Annotated in this window: 15 protein-coding genes and 1 pseudogene; 9 read left to right on the top strand and 7 right to left on the bottom strand. The window is 62.5% G+C overall.

The window, feature by feature from the left end; all coding sequences use genetic code 11:
- Positions 1-14 precede the first annotated feature (14 nt).
- A complete protein-coding gene (locus ACX80X_RS17475) occupies positions 15-1,367 on the bottom strand; it encodes an MFS transporter (RefSeq protein WP_252609363.1) in 1,353 nt (450 codons plus the stop codon).
- 59 nt (positions 1,368-1,426) lie between these two features.
- Positions 1,427-2,184, bottom strand: a pseudogene (locus ACX80X_RS17470) (LamB/YcsF family protein).
- 106 nt (positions 2,185-2,290) lie between these two features.
- Here ACX80X_RS17470 and ACX80X_RS17465 point away from each other — a divergent pair.
- Both ACX80X_RS17465 and ACX80X_RS17460 read left to right on the top strand, forming a co-directional pair.
- Complete coding sequence (locus ACX80X_RS17465) at positions 2,291-3,031, top strand: GntR family transcriptional regulator (RefSeq protein WP_252603369.1); 741 nt, start codon at positions 2,291-2,293, stop codon at positions 3,029-3,031.
- 17 nt (positions 3,032-3,048) lie between these two features.
- Positions 3,049-3,384, top strand: coding sequence for a hypothetical protein (locus ACX80X_RS17460; protein ID WP_252603372.1), 336 nt, complete (start codon positions 3,049-3,051; stop codon positions 3,382-3,384).
- Positions 3,385-3,422: 38 nt separating this feature from the next.
- Here ACX80X_RS17460 and ACX80X_RS17455 read toward each other — a convergent pair whose 3' ends face one another.
- Positions 3,423-4,172, bottom strand: coding sequence for a LysR family transcriptional regulator substrate-binding protein (locus ACX80X_RS17455; protein ID WP_210412377.1), 750 nt, complete (start codon positions 4,170-4,172; stop codon positions 3,423-3,425).
- Positions 4,173-4,284: 112 nt separating this feature from the next.
- On the opposite strand from ACX80X_RS17455, the gene ACX80X_RS17450 reads away from it, so the two are divergent.
- From ACX80X_RS17450 to ACX80X_RS17435, 4 genes are all read left to right on the top strand, one after another.
- Entirely contained in the window at positions 4,285-4,689 is a 405-nt protein-coding gene (locus tag ACX80X_RS17450; protein WP_252603374.1) for a DUF5997 family protein, read from the top strand.
- A 143-nt stretch (positions 4,690-4,832) separates the two neighbouring features.
- Positions 4,833-5,090 carry a type II toxin-antitoxin system Phd/YefM family antitoxin gene (locus tag ACX80X_RS17445; RefSeq protein WP_459312864.1) on the top strand — a complete coding sequence of 86 codons (258 nt, stop codon included), beginning with the start codon at positions 4,833-4,835 and terminating at the stop codon, positions 5,088-5,090.
- Between the two features lie 45 nt (positions 5,091-5,135).
- A complete protein-coding gene (locus ACX80X_RS17440) occupies positions 5,136-5,519 on the top strand; it encodes a PIN domain-containing protein (protein WP_252603380.1) in 384 nt (127 codons plus the stop codon).
- Between the two features lie 191 nt (positions 5,520-5,710).
- Positions 5,711-6,448, top strand: coding sequence for a protein NO VEIN domain-containing protein (locus ACX80X_RS17435; protein WP_252603382.1), 738 nt, complete (start codon positions 5,711-5,713; stop codon positions 6,446-6,448).
- Here ACX80X_RS17435 and ACX80X_RS17430 read toward each other — a convergent pair whose 3' ends face one another.
- A complete protein-coding gene (locus tag ACX80X_RS17430; RefSeq protein ID WP_252575075.1) occupies positions 6,449-6,829 on the bottom strand; it encodes a VOC family protein in 381 nt (126 codons plus the stop codon). It abuts the gene before it with no gap.
- Positions 6,830-7,326: 497 nt separating this feature from the next.
- Positions 7,327-7,893, bottom strand: coding sequence for a recombinase family protein (locus ACX80X_RS17425; RefSeq protein ID WP_252564120.1), 567 nt, complete (start codon positions 7,891-7,893; stop codon positions 7,327-7,329).
- A 448-nt stretch (positions 7,894-8,341) separates the two neighbouring features.
- Between ACX80X_RS17425 and ACX80X_RS17420 the strand changes: the two genes are divergently transcribed.
- Positions 8,342-9,436 (top strand): HNH endonuclease, encoded by a 1,095-nt coding sequence (locus tag ACX80X_RS17420; RefSeq protein WP_459309757.1) that lies wholly within the window; start codon positions 8,342-8,344, stop codon positions 9,434-9,436.
- Positions 9,437-9,927: 491 nt separating this feature from the next.
- Positions 9,928-10,329, top strand: coding sequence for a hypothetical protein (locus ACX80X_RS17415; protein ID WP_252603942.1), 402 nt, complete (start codon positions 9,928-9,930; stop codon positions 10,327-10,329).
- Between the two features lie 620 nt (positions 10,330-10,949).
- Here the strand turns inward: ACX80X_RS17415 and ACX80X_RS17410 are convergent.
- Positions 10,950-11,822: an S-4TM family putative pore-forming effector gene (locus ACX80X_RS17410; protein WP_252603940.1), complete on the bottom strand. Its 873-nt coding sequence runs from the start codon at positions 11,820-11,822 to the stop codon at positions 10,950-10,952.
- 41 nt (positions 11,823-11,863) lie between these two features.
- The gene (locus ACX80X_RS17405) at positions 11,864-12,751 is read right to left on the bottom strand and encodes a nucleotidyltransferase domain-containing protein (RefSeq protein ID WP_252603938.1); all 888 of its coding nucleotides are present in this window, start codon (positions 12,749-12,751) and stop codon (positions 11,864-11,866) included.
- Positions 12,752-13,006: 255 nt separating this feature from the next.
- Here ACX80X_RS17405 and ACX80X_RS17400 point away from each other — a divergent pair, with 255 nt between their 5' ends.
- Entirely contained in the window at positions 13,007-13,534 is a 528-nt protein-coding gene (locus ACX80X_RS17400; protein ID WP_252603936.1) for a hypothetical protein, read from the top strand.
- The last annotated feature ends 86 nt before the right edge of the window (positions 13,535-13,620 follow it).

Genomic DNA, 13,620 nt, shown 5'->3' with positions numbered 1-13,620 from the left:
TCAGGCCGCGCCGCTCAGGCGTGGCTCTCCCGCGCGTCGTCGCGGTGCAGCAGGCGGAGGTCCTCTTCCGGCTGCGGGTCGCGGCCGAGGCGCATGCCCACGATCGTGATGATGGCCGTGAGGAGGATGTACCCGGCGATCAGGTACCAGCCGCCGGACGCTGCGCCGTAAAGGGCGGTGAAGATCAGCGGAGCCACAGCGCCGCCGATGACGCCGGCAAGCGTGTAGGCCAGGGAGCTACCGGCGTAGCGGAGGCGGGCCGGGAACTGCTCAGTGATGAAGGCTGCCTGCGGGCCGTACATAAAGGCGTGCAGGGCCAGTCCGATGACCACGCCGATGATCAGCATCACCACGGACTTGCCCGCGATCATCAGGAAGAACAGGGGAATGTAGACGGCGGTGGCGGCAGCGGCAATGCCGTAAACCCAGCGGCGGTTGAAGCGGTCAGTGAGTGCGCCGGCAAGCGGGATGAGGAAGAGCTGGAACGCGGAGCCGATCAGGATCGCGGCCAGCACGTTGCCCGTGGTCATGCCCAGTTCCTTGGTGGCGTAGACGGCCACAAAGACCGTGAAGAGCGCGTAGAGCACGTCCGGGCAGACGCGGGACAGGGCGGCGGAGATCAGCGCGCGGGGCTGGGTGGTGAAGACTTCCTTGATGGGCGCCTTCGGCTGGTCGCCGTGGGCTGCGATGGCCTTGAAGACCGGGGTTTCCTCGAGCTTGAGGCGGATGATCAGGCCGAAGACCACCAGCAGGGCGGAGGCAAGGAAGGCTACCCGCCAGCCCCAGGAGAGGAACGCTTCGGTGCTCAGCGAGGCGGCCAGGATCGCAAGGACGCCGTTGGCCATGAGGTTGCCGGCGGGCGGCCCGATCTGGGCTGCGGAGGACCAGAAGCCGCGCTTGTTGGGGTCGCCAAATTCGCTGGACAGCAGCACGGCGCCGCCCCATTCGCCGCCGACGCCAATGCCCTGGGCCAGGCGCAGGAGCACCAGGATGATGGGGGCCCAGATGCCGATCACGGAGTAGTCAGGCAGCGCACCGATGAGGACGGTGGCGATACCGATCAGCACCAGGGTGAAGACCAGGACGTACTTGCGCCCCACCTTGTCGCCGAGGCGGCCGAAGATGATGCCGCCGATCGGGCGGGCGAGGTAGCCCACGGCGAAGGCCGAGAAGGACAGGAGGAGCCCCACGAATTCATCGTCCGAGGGGAAGAAAATCTTGGGGAAGACGAGGGCTGACGCCACCGAGTAGATGGCGAAGTCGTAGTACTCAAGCGAGGTGCCGGTGAGGCTGGCGACGTACGCCTTGAGCGCGCCGGGCGGCGGCTTCCTTGTCGCGGCCTTTGCGGCCTTGTTTGTGCTGGTCATGGTTTCCTCCGGGGGGATGAGGGGTAGTGCGGGGGCCTGGGTGCGGCCATGGGATGGGGCTAGAGGAACGAGCCGATGCTCACGCCGGCGTCCCCGAGAGCGGACTTCACTGCAGTGGCCATCGCTACGGCCCCCGGTGAGTCACCATGCACGCAGATGCTTTCCGCGCGGATTTTGCGGGTGGACCCGTCAATTGCGCGGACTGAGGATTCCGTGGCCATCCGTAGGACATGTTCCGCCACTTGTTCCGGATCCTCAAGGACTGCTCCGGGGAGGGAGCGCGACACCAGGGTGCCGTCCGGGTTGTAGGCCCGGTCCGCGAACGCTTCGGTCACGGCGCGCAAGCCGGCTTTTTCTGCAAGCCGCAGGACTTCCGAACCTGGGAGGCCGAGGATCGGAAGGTTGGGGTCAACCGATTTCACGGCGTCGACGACGGCCTGGGCCTGCACTGTGTGCGTCACGATGGCGTTGTACAGTCCGCCGTGCGGCTTCACATACCGGACTTGGGTTCCTTCAACGGCGGCCAGGGCCTGCAGGCACCGATCTGGTACACCATGTCGTCGGCCAGTTCCGTGGGGCTGATGTCCATAAAACGGCGTCCGAAACCGGCGAGATCCCGGTAGCTGACGTGGGCACCGATGACAACGCCGGCAGCAGCTGCCTCGCGGCAGGTCCTGCGGATGACGCTGGGATCGCCGGCGTGGAATCCGCAGGCCACGTTCGCGCTCGAAACCGAGCCGAACATGGCCAGGTCATCGCCGAGGCTCCAGCGGCCGAAGGACTCGCCGACGTCGCTGTTCAGGTCAATCGTTGCCATTTGTGATCCCCGTCTCATTGAGTGGTCCTACTAGGATGCACTAAATTTACGGATTGTTCAACAATCCTTCGATTCAACAATGTGACGATCGTGTAAATTCTCGAGTATGGCCTCTTCAGAACCGATCGTCCCCTCTTCGTCCGTCTCTCCGCGGGGATCGGCGAATCACGCGGCGACGCGGACCGCTGCAGGCCGCCTTCGCGTCGCCGTTCCGTCCGTGGCGGAGCGGGTGGCGGATGAACTCCGCCTGCAACTGGCGGAGGGAGCACTGCTTCCCGGAACGCGGCTCACCGAATCCACCATCGCCGAGGACCTGGGCGTCTCCCGCAACACGGTGCGCGAGGCCTTCGTTGAACTTGCCAGCGAACGCCTGGTGGTCCGCCATCCCAACCGCGGCGTCTTCGTGGCAAGCCTGGAGGCAGGGGACGTCCATGACGTCTATACCGTCCGTCGCGCCATCGAGGTCAGCGCGCTGCGTGCCGGAGGCAGCCCGGAGGATGTGGCCGCCGTCCGGGCCGCCGTCGAGGAAGGCAAGCGTGCCGCGGCGGCCAGTGACGACGAAGCCCTGGGCACCGCCAACCAGCACTTCCACGGCGCCATTGTGGCCATGGCCGGAAGCCCGCGGCTGAACAGCATCATGGGCCAGGTCCTGGCCGAGATGCGCCTGTTCTTCCACAAAGCCACCGTGGACGCGCAGTTCTACCAGCACTACCTGCCGGACAACGAAGCGATCTGCCTGGCCCTGGAAGCCGGGGAACTGGACCGCGCGGCCGACCTTCTCCAGGCGTATCTGGACCGCTCCGAAGACAACCTGAGCGAAGTGCACGGCGAAGCCGGAACAGACTGAGCCGTTAGGCTGGACGAATGAAACGCCGCCTTGCAGCCCTGTCCGCCGTCCCCCTGATGCTCCTCCTCTCCGCCTGCGGATCGGTCCAGGAAGTCGCTGAAAACACCGCAAACGATGCCGCCTCCAAGGTGGCTACCGCAGCCTCGGACGAGGTCAGGAAGCAGGTCTGCACCGTGGTGGAGGACGGGCTGGTCAGCGTCCAGGACAAGGCATTGCTGGGCGGGCTGGTGTCCGCCGCGGACACTGCCGGGGTGCCCGCGGAAATTACGACGCCGCTGGGCCAGATCGCCGAAGCCGGAGACCAGGTGCCGGCTGAGTCAGTCACAGCACTGACGGAAGCCTGCTCGGCTTAGTTCCGGCCGCCTCTGTTAAGGCAACGCGGGCTCACAAGTTAGCGCTTGCCCTTTTTGCGTGAGCCCTTGCCGCGGCCCTTGTCCGGATTCGGGGCGTAGCGCTGGGCCACCTTCGGTTTCTTGACCGCGGGGCCGCGCCGGTCCGGCTTCGGCTCCTTCTTGGGCTTCTCCTGCTGGGCCGACGGCTGCCGGGAGCTCGCCGCGGTGCGGCCGCGGACAATCCCGATGAACTCCTCAATGATGTCGTCCGAGGAATCGCTGGGCCAGGCCAGCGCGATCTCCGTGACCGGGGCACCCGTCAGCCGGCGGGCCACGGTGTCCTTGACGTTGAAATGCCGGGCCACGGACATGGGCAAAATCACCAGGCCCGCACCGGACGCCACCACCTGCATGGCCGCTTCCGGGCCACCCATTTCGGCGACGTCCAGGAAAGTCTCTGCTGACAGGTCGGCCAGGGCCACTTCCTCAAACACTGAAATCTCGTGCCCCTTAGGCGCCACCACCACGGGCTGCTCCTCATACAGCGGGATCACGTTGAGGCCTTCCCGCTCCACCGGAAGCCGGACAAAGCTGAGGTCCGCGGAACCGTCACGCAATACGGAAAGCTGGGCGCCGTCGTCGGACATAAACGACTCCAGCGGGATGTCCAGCACGCGCTCTTCCCAGCGGCGGATCCACTTGCCCGGGGTTACGCCGGCCACATAGGCGAAGCGGAGCACACGGGGCGCCTCCTGCTCCGGCGATTCGTCGGGGCTGGCGTTCTGGGGGGATTCATTGTCTGCGGGCACGTCTTCACAGTACCGCCCGCGCGGCCCCGCAATGCCGGAACCGGCGCTGAGATGGCGCGGAGCTGGTGCGGGACTGGTGCCTTTCAGGCAAGCAGCCGGATACCCTTGAACCATGACCTCTGCAAACTCCCAGTCCATGAAGCCGGCCACCGTTGCCAAGAAGCTTGGCATCTACCTGCCGGCAACACCGCAGGAGTTCCAGGATTCAACCATCAGCCGCGCCGATTTCGCCGAACTCCAGTCCAACCCGCCGGAGTGGCTCGTGGAGCTGCGCCGCAACGGCCCCCACCCCCGCCCGGTGGTGGCCCAGAAGCTGAACGTCTCCATCAGCGGCCTGGCCCGCGGCGGTGTTGAGGAAGCGCTGACGACGGCGGAAATCACCGCGCTGCTGCAGGCTCCCCCGGCCTGGCTGGTCACCGAGCGCTCCACCCACGCCGCCGTCCGCACCGAAGCCCAGCGCGTCAAGGACGAAGCCGCCAAAAAGGACGCCAAGAAAGCCCGCGCCCAGGCCGAGTAGCCTTCGCTTTCTGAGTCACCTGCGCTTTCCTAGGCTTGTCCGCGGATCCGAACCTTGAAGGTTTGGATCCGCGGACAGGCCTCTGTTGTTTTCCTGGTCTGCCACCCGTAGAACAAGGGCTACATCAAGCGTAGAATGCAGCCATGGACAAGGTAGGGGTTCGGGAACTCAAGCAAAATCCGAGGGCTGTCATTGAGCGGGTCGAGCACGGAGCCACTCTTGAGATAACCCTTCAGGGCCGCGCGGTTGCAGTGATCTCACCTGTAACGCATCGCAAGAAGTGGACGTCAGCCGCTGAAGTGGCAATTGCCCTGAAGCTTGCCCAACTCGGCGCAGACGAGACCGGGTGGCTCGAGGAACATGACGAATCAAGAGATNACCGGGTGGCTCGAGGAACATGACGAATCAAGAGATGCCGATCCCCTTGTTGATCCGTGGACTACCCAGTGATCCTCCTTGACACGAATGTCCTGATCGCACCACCGGCCGTGTGGCCGGCCGGCGCCGTACTCGGCTCGAGCATCATCTCGCTGGCGGAGCTCCAATTCGGAATCCGATCGTCAGCGTCTGAGGAGATCCGCCGGACCCGGGTGCACCGCCTTGCCGTCTGGCGGGAACTGATGGACTGGATTCTCTTTGACGAGCATGCCGCCGAGAGTTATGGCGAGCTGGCTGCGCGGGTCAAGCGCCTGAGGCCCCAACATGCCAGGAGTAAGGACATAATGATCGCCGCGCAAGCCCACTCTCTTGGCATCCCGTTGATGACCCGCAACGCCAGGGACTTCGAGTTGGTCGAAGATGTGGTGGAGATCCTGGAGGCAGGCGACTGAGTGCGGGACTGACAATCCAACCCATTCCGGGCCAGGTCCGTGCGCCGAAGCGATAGCCTGGACGCTATGCGCACCGGGAGCGAAACACCTTGACGGCCAGAGACTGGTCAGCAGCTGAAATCGCGGCAACCGTAGCCAGCTACCTTGAGATGCTGCGATTGGAAGTGCTAGGGCAGCCCTACAGTAAAACGATGTTCCGGGATCGGCTGCTGGCCCTGCTGAACAACCGGACCAGCACCGCCGTCGAGTATAAGCACCAGAACATCTCGGCCGTCATGATGAGGCTGGGCCTTCGCCCCATCAAGGGATACCAGCCAGCCAAGAACTACCAGCACGCGCTGATCGCTGAAGTTCAAGCGCAACTGGCGTCCTCGCCGTCGATCATTGAGCAAGTCTTGGCCGAGGCGCTGCACACGCCTGACGCCGCAGCAATTGGCGCACTCGACTTCGAGTGGTCCCCGATCCCCGAAATCGTCCTCCCGGACGCCCGGGCCGGCGCCCGGTCAGCGCGTCACTACGACTACGCCACGGTAGAGTCCAGCAACCGCAAGCTCGGCGAAGGCGGCGAGGAAGCCGTCGTCGACCTTGAACGACGGCGGCTGCACAGTGCCGGAAAGCGCAAGCTTGCGGAGTCGGTTGAGCAGGTGTCCAAGACCCGCGGGGATGGCCTCGGGTACGACATCCTGTCCTTCGAAGAGAGCGGAAAAGAACGGCTCCTCGAGGTCAAAACCACAAAGTCGCGCGCCGAGACGCCGTTCTTCGTGTCCCGCAACGAATTACAGCTTTCCCAAGAGCAAGCTGAGGTCTTCCACCTCATCAGAGTCTTCAACTTCGGCCCCGCACCCCGCTGGTACCACCTGCCAGGCAGCATCGAAACCACGTGTGAACTTCAGGAAAGCACATTCCTCGCCGTGCCGAAGGCCGGCTAATCAGTCCTGGTGCAGCTGCACGAAGTTGCCGCAGCCGTCGTCGAAGACCGCACTGATCCCAGACGGATCCTCTGACGGTTCGCCCTGGAATTTCACACCGGCAGCCACCAGCCGGTCGTACTCAGCCTGTACATCCGGAACCCCGAAGGTGATGGCCGCGATACCGGCGTCGTGCAGTGCGTTCATGTAATTGGCGCCGATCGGGTTGTCGCTAGGCTCCAGCAGCAGCCCCACCGACCCGGCGTCGGAGCCCGGATCCTTGATGATGAAGAGGTTGTACTCAGGCATCGCCATGAGTGTCTCGAACCCGAGGGTCCCGGTGTAGAACGTATGGGCGGTGACCGGATCCTGGACATGGATGCTGCACATTTTCAGTCTCATGGTCCCAAGCTACCCGGCCCGCAGGAGGCGTGCGAACCTTCAGCGGAGAAGAGCCGTCCTACGTGTCCATCAGAGCTGCCAGCCCGGAGATTAGCGGTCTCCAGGGCCCAGACTGAAGGCACATCCGCCAGGCAGCTGGCCTCCGCAACCGCATCGCTGCGCAGGCCGCGGTGAAATGTGGCGTGGACTCGGCCATGGATCCGGATACGAAAATGTCTTTCGGTGCCATCGTAGGCGGAGCCGAAGTCCGGTGAGCGGCCGCGAGGTGCCCCTAGCAAGGTAACGCCAATAGAGTCCGCCAGCTGCGTTTGCCAAGTACGGCGAGGCAGATCCCGACAGTCCGTAGATTGCCAGGGCTATTGAGATTCTTGCCAACAAAACTGAAACCGGACACGAGAGCTGCGCATTCCGACCCTCTTCGAAACTGGCCGATATGGGACCTTCCATCAAGCAAATTGCGTTCCCTAGCAGTAACAGCCGCGCCGGCGGCAAGAGGTTCAGTCCAGCTTGGCGTGGCGCAGGTACTGGTAGACGGTCTCCCGGCTGATCCCGTAGTCACGGGCAAGGAGGGCTTTAGGTACACCGCTGCTGGCGCGCTGGACCAGTTCGGCGGCCCGTTCCGGTGTGAGTGTCTTTTTTCGTCCTTTATAGGCGCCGCGCTGCTTGGCCAGAGCGATGCCTTCCCTTTGGCGTTCCCTGATGAGGGAGCGTTCGAATTCGGCGAAGGCGCCCATGACGGAGAGCATGAGGTTGGCCATGGGCGAGTCCTCGCCGGTGAAGACGAGGCCTTCTTTGGCGAACTCCACCCGCACGCCCATGCGGGTTAGGACGTGAACCAGGGCGCGAAGGTCATCGAGGTTGCGTGCGAGCCGGTCCATGCTGTGCACAACCAGGGTGTCCCCGTCACGGGCGAACCGCAGCAGCTCTGTGAGCTGTGGTCTGGCGGTGTCCCTGCCGGAGGCCTTGTCCATGAAGACCCGGTCCAGAACCTGGCCTTCGAGCTGGCGCTTCTCGTTCTGATCCAGAGTGCTCACTCGCACGTATCCGATCCGCTGGCCAGCCACGATTTCCTCCAACCTTCGTTCTGTCAGGATGACTTCTAGGCCCGCTCCAGCTGAAAGTCAAGACCTCCCCAGTCTGTTCTGTCAGGTTGAGTTCTAGGCCAGCCCCAGAAGAACGTCAAGACATACGCGTCCTGTTCGTCAGGTTGGGGTGTGCGCAGTCGGACGATCTCGCGCCTCAGAGGGCACGATTAGTTCGAGATCCAATATGCACGCTTACCAGTAACGAGAAGACAGGCCCTCCCACAGCGCCGCGATCTACTGCCGGTCGCTCTGTGGAGGTGATTGGGCGATGCTTTCCGCTGCTCCAGCTTCTTTGCCGTCCCATGTTTCCTCGTGGCTCTCGGTTCATGTATGGACATTGGCACCACCAGCTTCAGGCAGCCTAGAGGGAACACCAGTCCAGCACGCAGGTGGTAGTTTCTTTTCAATCCAGGGGGGAGGGTAGGCCATGGCGCACACGTACATCTACAAGGCATGTGAGCACTGCAAGGAGCAGTTCACCATGAAGGGGCGCCAGACCGTGGCGCGGCAGAAGCAGGCACGGTTCTGCTCGGTTGCCTGCCGGTCCGCATCCGGCCGCCGGGACGTCACCTGCAAACACTGCGGCCTGGTTTTCAGCAGGAAAGCCAGCGAAGCAGCGGACCGCCACTTCTGCAGCCGCAAGTGCATGTTCGCAGAGTGGGGCTGCGCGGTCTGCTCGAAAATCCGGCCGGAAGAACGCAGAATGGCGGGGGACACTCATTGCTCGAACCGGTGTGCGCTGACCTCCCAACTGGAGGAGCTCGCCCGCGAGACCGGTGAGCTTTTCGCGGTCTGCCGCAGGTGCAAACACATCCTGCCGGCCGAGCGGTTTACCAAGGAACGCAAGCACCGCAACGGGCTCTCCAACGACTGCAAGGACTGCAGCCGGGCCTACTACGAGGAAAACAAGGGCGCCTATCAGCGGCGCCGCTACCAGTACCAGGCGGCGCCCGGCGGGATCATGGTCAACTTCACGTCGGCCCAGAAAGCGGTACGGTTCGCACTCTGGGGCGGACACTGCTGGATGTGCGGGATTGCCGACGCGACCGAAGAGGATCACGTCAAACCCATCTCCAAGGGCGGGTCCCACTGCCTGTCCAACCTTCGCCCCATCTGCAAGAGGTGCAACACGACGAAACGAGGCGCCTGGCCGTTGCCGGCCGAGTCGCTTCGGGCCAACTTCCGGCATCCCTCACCACGTGAAGGCAGCGCCCGCGACGAGGGTACCGAGCGCCAGCCACGGGTCCATTGGACCTGTCCGCAGTGCGGAAAAACGGATTTGATCAGAGCCCACCTGGCTCGGACGCGCAAGTACTGCTCGCAGGAGTGCGTGTTCAAATCGCGCACTAGCACAACGATCGACAAGGTTTGCCTGAACCCGCTCTGCGCGAAGACCTTCACGCTGCCTGGATGGAAAGGGGCGAAGGGTCGGAAGTTCTGCTCCATCGAGTGCGCCTGGGTGGCACGTGACCGGCCGGCGCACTGGCGGGATGTCTCCGAAGGACAGCTCACCCTCTTCTGAGGGAAGGGCAAGGAAGCCAGTTGAAAACACGTAACGAAACCCCGTATCGCGCTTCCACTGATAGGTCTCAGGGCGCCCGGACGTAATATGCCCGTATGAAATCTTCACGGCCCGGGATGCCGGTTTGGGTAACCGTGGTCCTTGTGATTCTGGCAGTGGCCGTCGCAGCTGGTGCGATCGCGGCAGGGGTAATCGAATCAGGGAAGAAGCCCCTAGCGAAGGCGCCGACCGCGGCGGCCGAGCGGCAAAGCGAAACTATCCAGCCGACTTGGCGGGAAGAGCCCGAAGAGACCGAGACCGCGGCCGCAGATCCCTCAACTCAGCCTGCTCTGCCGGCGCCCGAACCTGCACCCGTGCTTGCGCCCGAACAGCCAATCATTCCGGCACCATTGGCTGACGCGCCTCCCCCAGTCCATGTACCTGGTCCGCAGCAACGCAGGGAATGCCCGTCCGGTGCGGTATCTGCCCGACTTACGTCTGTGGAATTTGATGTGGAAAACCCCACTATGTACGACATTGATGTAAGAGCGCGCGGCGTTCTGACCAACGGCACGTCCTCTCCAATCGCCGTGGGGGAAGATGACATCCCTAACTTCCAAGGGCTGGATGACAGAGGGCAGTCCATTGTCATCGAGCTCTACGGGACGTATGACTGGGCGCCGCCGCCCGGACAGCCGTGCATGGGCGAGTTCGTCCTTGAACCGGGCGCCTCGGTGGCGTACACCGCCATTAGTCAGAGCTGGAAGCACACCGTCCAAAACGTGAAGTACTGGTATTCAGCGGCCATACCCGGTTCCCTGCTGCTGTATTTCCCAGGTCCGCTGGTCGCTTGCGAGGTGAAGGGGCAGGTCCCCGCAGAAGGGTCTGCGATCCCCAACTCCTTCACGGGCTAGGGCGGACCGCGGGGATAACCGCTATGTTCGGGGCCCCTTTAGGCGTCATAACCATGCACTTCCGCTGCCGCCAAGTACTGTGGAGCGAATGTTTGGGCAGTACCTCGCACAGGACCTTCGGTGCGCGGAAGCACACTGCGGTGGCAGCACTGATGTTTTCGCTGGCCCTGGCGACGTCCGGTTAGCCGCGGGAGAGCCCGCCCGTGTAGGCTGAGAAGAGGCCGTTAGTTGAAGCTTCAATCCATTAGCTTTACATAATCTCCATTATCGGCGTAAGAAAACGAACGGGGGAGTGCCCGCCAAAGGGTCTGTGCCTGCCATTAGCAAGTGGCGTCCTAGGCCGTCCGGTTACAGGAACTCTCTCAGGAACAAGGGCTCCCCGTCTTTGAGAGTAGCTTGACGAAATCCAATATCGGCGTAAATCAGCGATAGGTTCCGGCCACGCGCGGGTCCAAGGCGCGAAAATCTCGCACAGCGGCCGGACCCTACAAGCAAGCTCAGAAAGGCCTGACCCGTTAGCGGCACCTGTTGCGGCGCTGAGGTATGGGAGGCACTCTGACTAAGTCAGAATCATCGTGGCGGACCTTGTTCCTGGGCCGAGTACCTGGTTGATCAAGCCTTTAAGTCGTACGACCGTGCTGGATCGCGTCTTCGATGAGGTGCTGAGCACTTTCGTGCATCACGGTCTCGTTGCGGCTGCGCCTCAAGTTGTCGAGCCAGTCCGGGACGTGCGCATTGGTCTGACGGATCTGGAGAATACGGTCTTGAACGCTGCGGCAATCCTCAGCGGTTATAGCGCCGTGATCTTCCAGACCGCGTTGCCAGAGTCTGAGGACCTTTGACTCAGCTTTTGCTTTCATGTCGGCGCTGTCGTGATTGGCACGAATCGCCTCGATGAGTTCGCGGGCGGGGCTGAGGAGCGGCACCAGCACGGCGACCAGGGCGTCGACCATAGACAGGCCTGCCACCGCGGCGACAGCGAACCCGGAGAAGATGAGCGCGAGGAGACCGGCCGTGAGGCATGCCGCGTAGTACCGGTGTACTGACGAGCCCCATCCGAGGTTGCTCCGCTGACAAATCAGGACGTCCAGCGGACGGGCGACGGGCCGCGGATCAGGGTACCAGTCCTTGGTTCGGTTGCCTTTGTAACGGGCTGCGGCCTCAGCAATGAGCGTGGGCGAGGGCCTGTCGATGGCAAACTCGTTTGTGGGAATGTCAAAGACGTTAGTGTCGAACTCCTCTTGAACACTAACGGCTTCGCGGCGTCGGCGCTTTTCCCGGCTGCTGCCCAGGACAGACCACAGGAAGGTGAGCGCGCCTCCGGTAGCGCCAACCGCCTGTCGCGCCTCCGGGACGGCGAGGGCAACGGCGATGGTGACAACGGCGAGGAGGACCACGATGATCACCCGGCCGTCGTGGATCCTCTTCGCATCGGTGTACAGCCGTGATTGAGCGGCGAGGAGGCGCTGGGAATGGTCGGTGTTTTGGGCCACAGCGATCGGAGTCCGAGCGGCCGCCGTCGTACCATCGCCTCTCACGCGGAGTAGGGGTCGCAGTAGGGGAAACTGGTTCCCCAGATGGCCCGCAGTGCCTGGTTCATCTCCCATCGTCTCGACTCCCCGGCTGCCCAGGCGGTGTATGCCGCGTCCAGATTCTTGTGGAGGTCTCGGAGTCGAGCCATCGACGTCAAGCGACTGCTCTCCGCTGAGCATGGGCTGATGCGGGAAACAAGGCCAGTCGGGTCGTTCATCGCGGCCAGGTTTGTCGTTATGAGTCTGTTGACGATCGCCTTCAGCGAGGACAGCGACCAGATGAAGTCGTTGTTCTTCCCATGCTCAGCGCAGCGCATTTCCAGATAGAACGATGAAATGGGAACCCCGTGCTCGTACTTCCACGCCTTGAGCAGGCGCGCGAGTTCCCGGACGTTCCCATTGCGCTGCCGATCAACATCGGCAACGAACTTGTTGTGTGCCTTCGGTGCAGCTTCACGCCACCCTCCGCCGGCAGCTGGGATGGAAACCACCCGGTCATCATCCGAAGTTCCACGAATAAGGTAGGCGGGCGTGATTTCGTAACGGGTGACTAGACCCGGAAATTGGACGGTCACTGTGGGGCGGGAAACGCTCACGCTGATTGCCTCGTACAACTCGTCCTTCAGCAGTTGCCGCACGTTATTGAGGACGGTGGTCGACGAGACGGGCCGGTCTTCGAAGTGAATTCTTGCGACGTAGTCGACGTCGCTATGCGGGGTGATCGCGGTTCCGTGCTGGAACGAGCCGCTCTGGTAGAACGACATGAGCCGGTACTTGGCATTAAAGATGTCGTGCAGGCGCTGACGGTACCGGCGCACTTCAGCCTTCTCCCATTCCTTTGGAGCGCGGTCAGCCAAGTACTGGTTGATGCCTTCCCACAGTTGGCCCATAGTTGTCTCCTCGGTTTGTCGTCACGCAAATCCTATGGGTTGGGGCTGACAGTGCATGTCCCCTTGGTGAGGATGTCGGAGGTTGCTGGCTGAACAATCAGTCAGCAGAACTGTCGCCTAAGGGCAACCAGCTTTAGCATTATCTCTTATCGGCGTTCAGCTAGGCCTCGCATCAGACGCCAAAATCCCGCATCCGGTAAGAGAAAACGGCATCAAATAGTGCAGCATCTTTGATGCGGCCGGTACGGTCGTGTTGTGAACTTCAACAGTATGGTGGCTCCCCTAGCGGCACCCACGCAACAGGGTCCCGAGAGCAACGTCGGAAGCGGTTTCCTCGTCCAGTCGGATGGTCGAATTTATCTGGTCACAGTGGCGCATCTCGCCACAGGTGAGACGTCGCAAACGGACGATTGGTCGCTCTGGGCCGACGAGATTACCCTTCACAACGAAAAGCAGGCGGCTTTGGCGAGAGTTCCACTTTTCGACGTGAACGATGAGGGCGTGAAGATCCCCAGGTTCAAGTACGGACGTTCTACTGACACGCCTGGAGTTCTGGCTGACGTAATTCTGCTGCCACTTTCCCCTGAGGAACCGATGTCGAGTATGTCGGACATTTTCCACTTACCGGGCGCCATTGCTCCCTACAGGCAGGGCGATACTGTCACCATGCTGGGCCGCCGCCCATGGCCTGCACTCAGTACTGAAACGCATACCTTGAGTGAGGTGTTCTTTGAACTACTGCTCTGTAAACCTGAGGGGCTAAAGGCAATGCCGTTCGGTTAAGGTCTGCACGGTGATGTCAACCCGTATCCCGGCGTTGCGTTCAGGTGAATAGGCGCAGCCCTTGTTAGAAGTGAATCAAGTCTTGC

The sequence above is a fragment of the Pseudarthrobacter sp. MDT3-1 genome (assembly GCF_054510755.1).
The sequence above is the reverse complement of the archived record's forward strand: the minus strand, read 5'-3'. Positions and strand labels throughout refer to the sequence as shown.

Coding starts and splice junctions, on each gene's coding strand:
- ACX80X_RS17465 (WP_252603369.1), top strand. CDS start 2,291: ATGGCCTCTTCAGAACCGATCGTCCCCTCTTCGTCCGTCTCTCCGCGG.
- ACX80X_RS17405 (WP_252603938.1), bottom strand. CDS start 12,751: ATGGGCCAACTGTGGGAAGGCATCAACCAGTACTTGGCTGACCGCGCT.
- ACX80X_RS17420 (WP_459309757.1), top strand. CDS start 8,342: ATGGCGCACACGTACATCTACAAGGCATGTGAGCACTGCAAGGAGCAG.
- ACX80X_RS17435 (WP_252603382.1), top strand. CDS start 5,711: ATGTTCCGGGATCGGCTGCTGGCCCTGCTGAACAACCGGACCAGCACC.
- ACX80X_RS17460 (WP_252603372.1), top strand. CDS start 3,049: ATGAAACGCCGCCTTGCAGCCCTGTCCGCCGTCCCCCTGATGCTCCTC.
- ACX80X_RS17475 (WP_252609363.1), bottom strand. CDS start 1,367: ATGACCAGCACAAACAAGGCCGCAAAGGCCGCGACAAGGAAGCCGCCG.
- ACX80X_RS17450 (WP_252603374.1), top strand. CDS start 4,285: ATGACCTCTGCAAACTCCCAGTCCATGAAGCCGGCCACCGTTGCCAAG.
- ACX80X_RS17430 (WP_252575075.1), bottom strand. CDS start 6,829: ATGAGACTGAAAATGTGCAGCATCCATGTCCAGGATCCGGTCACCGCC.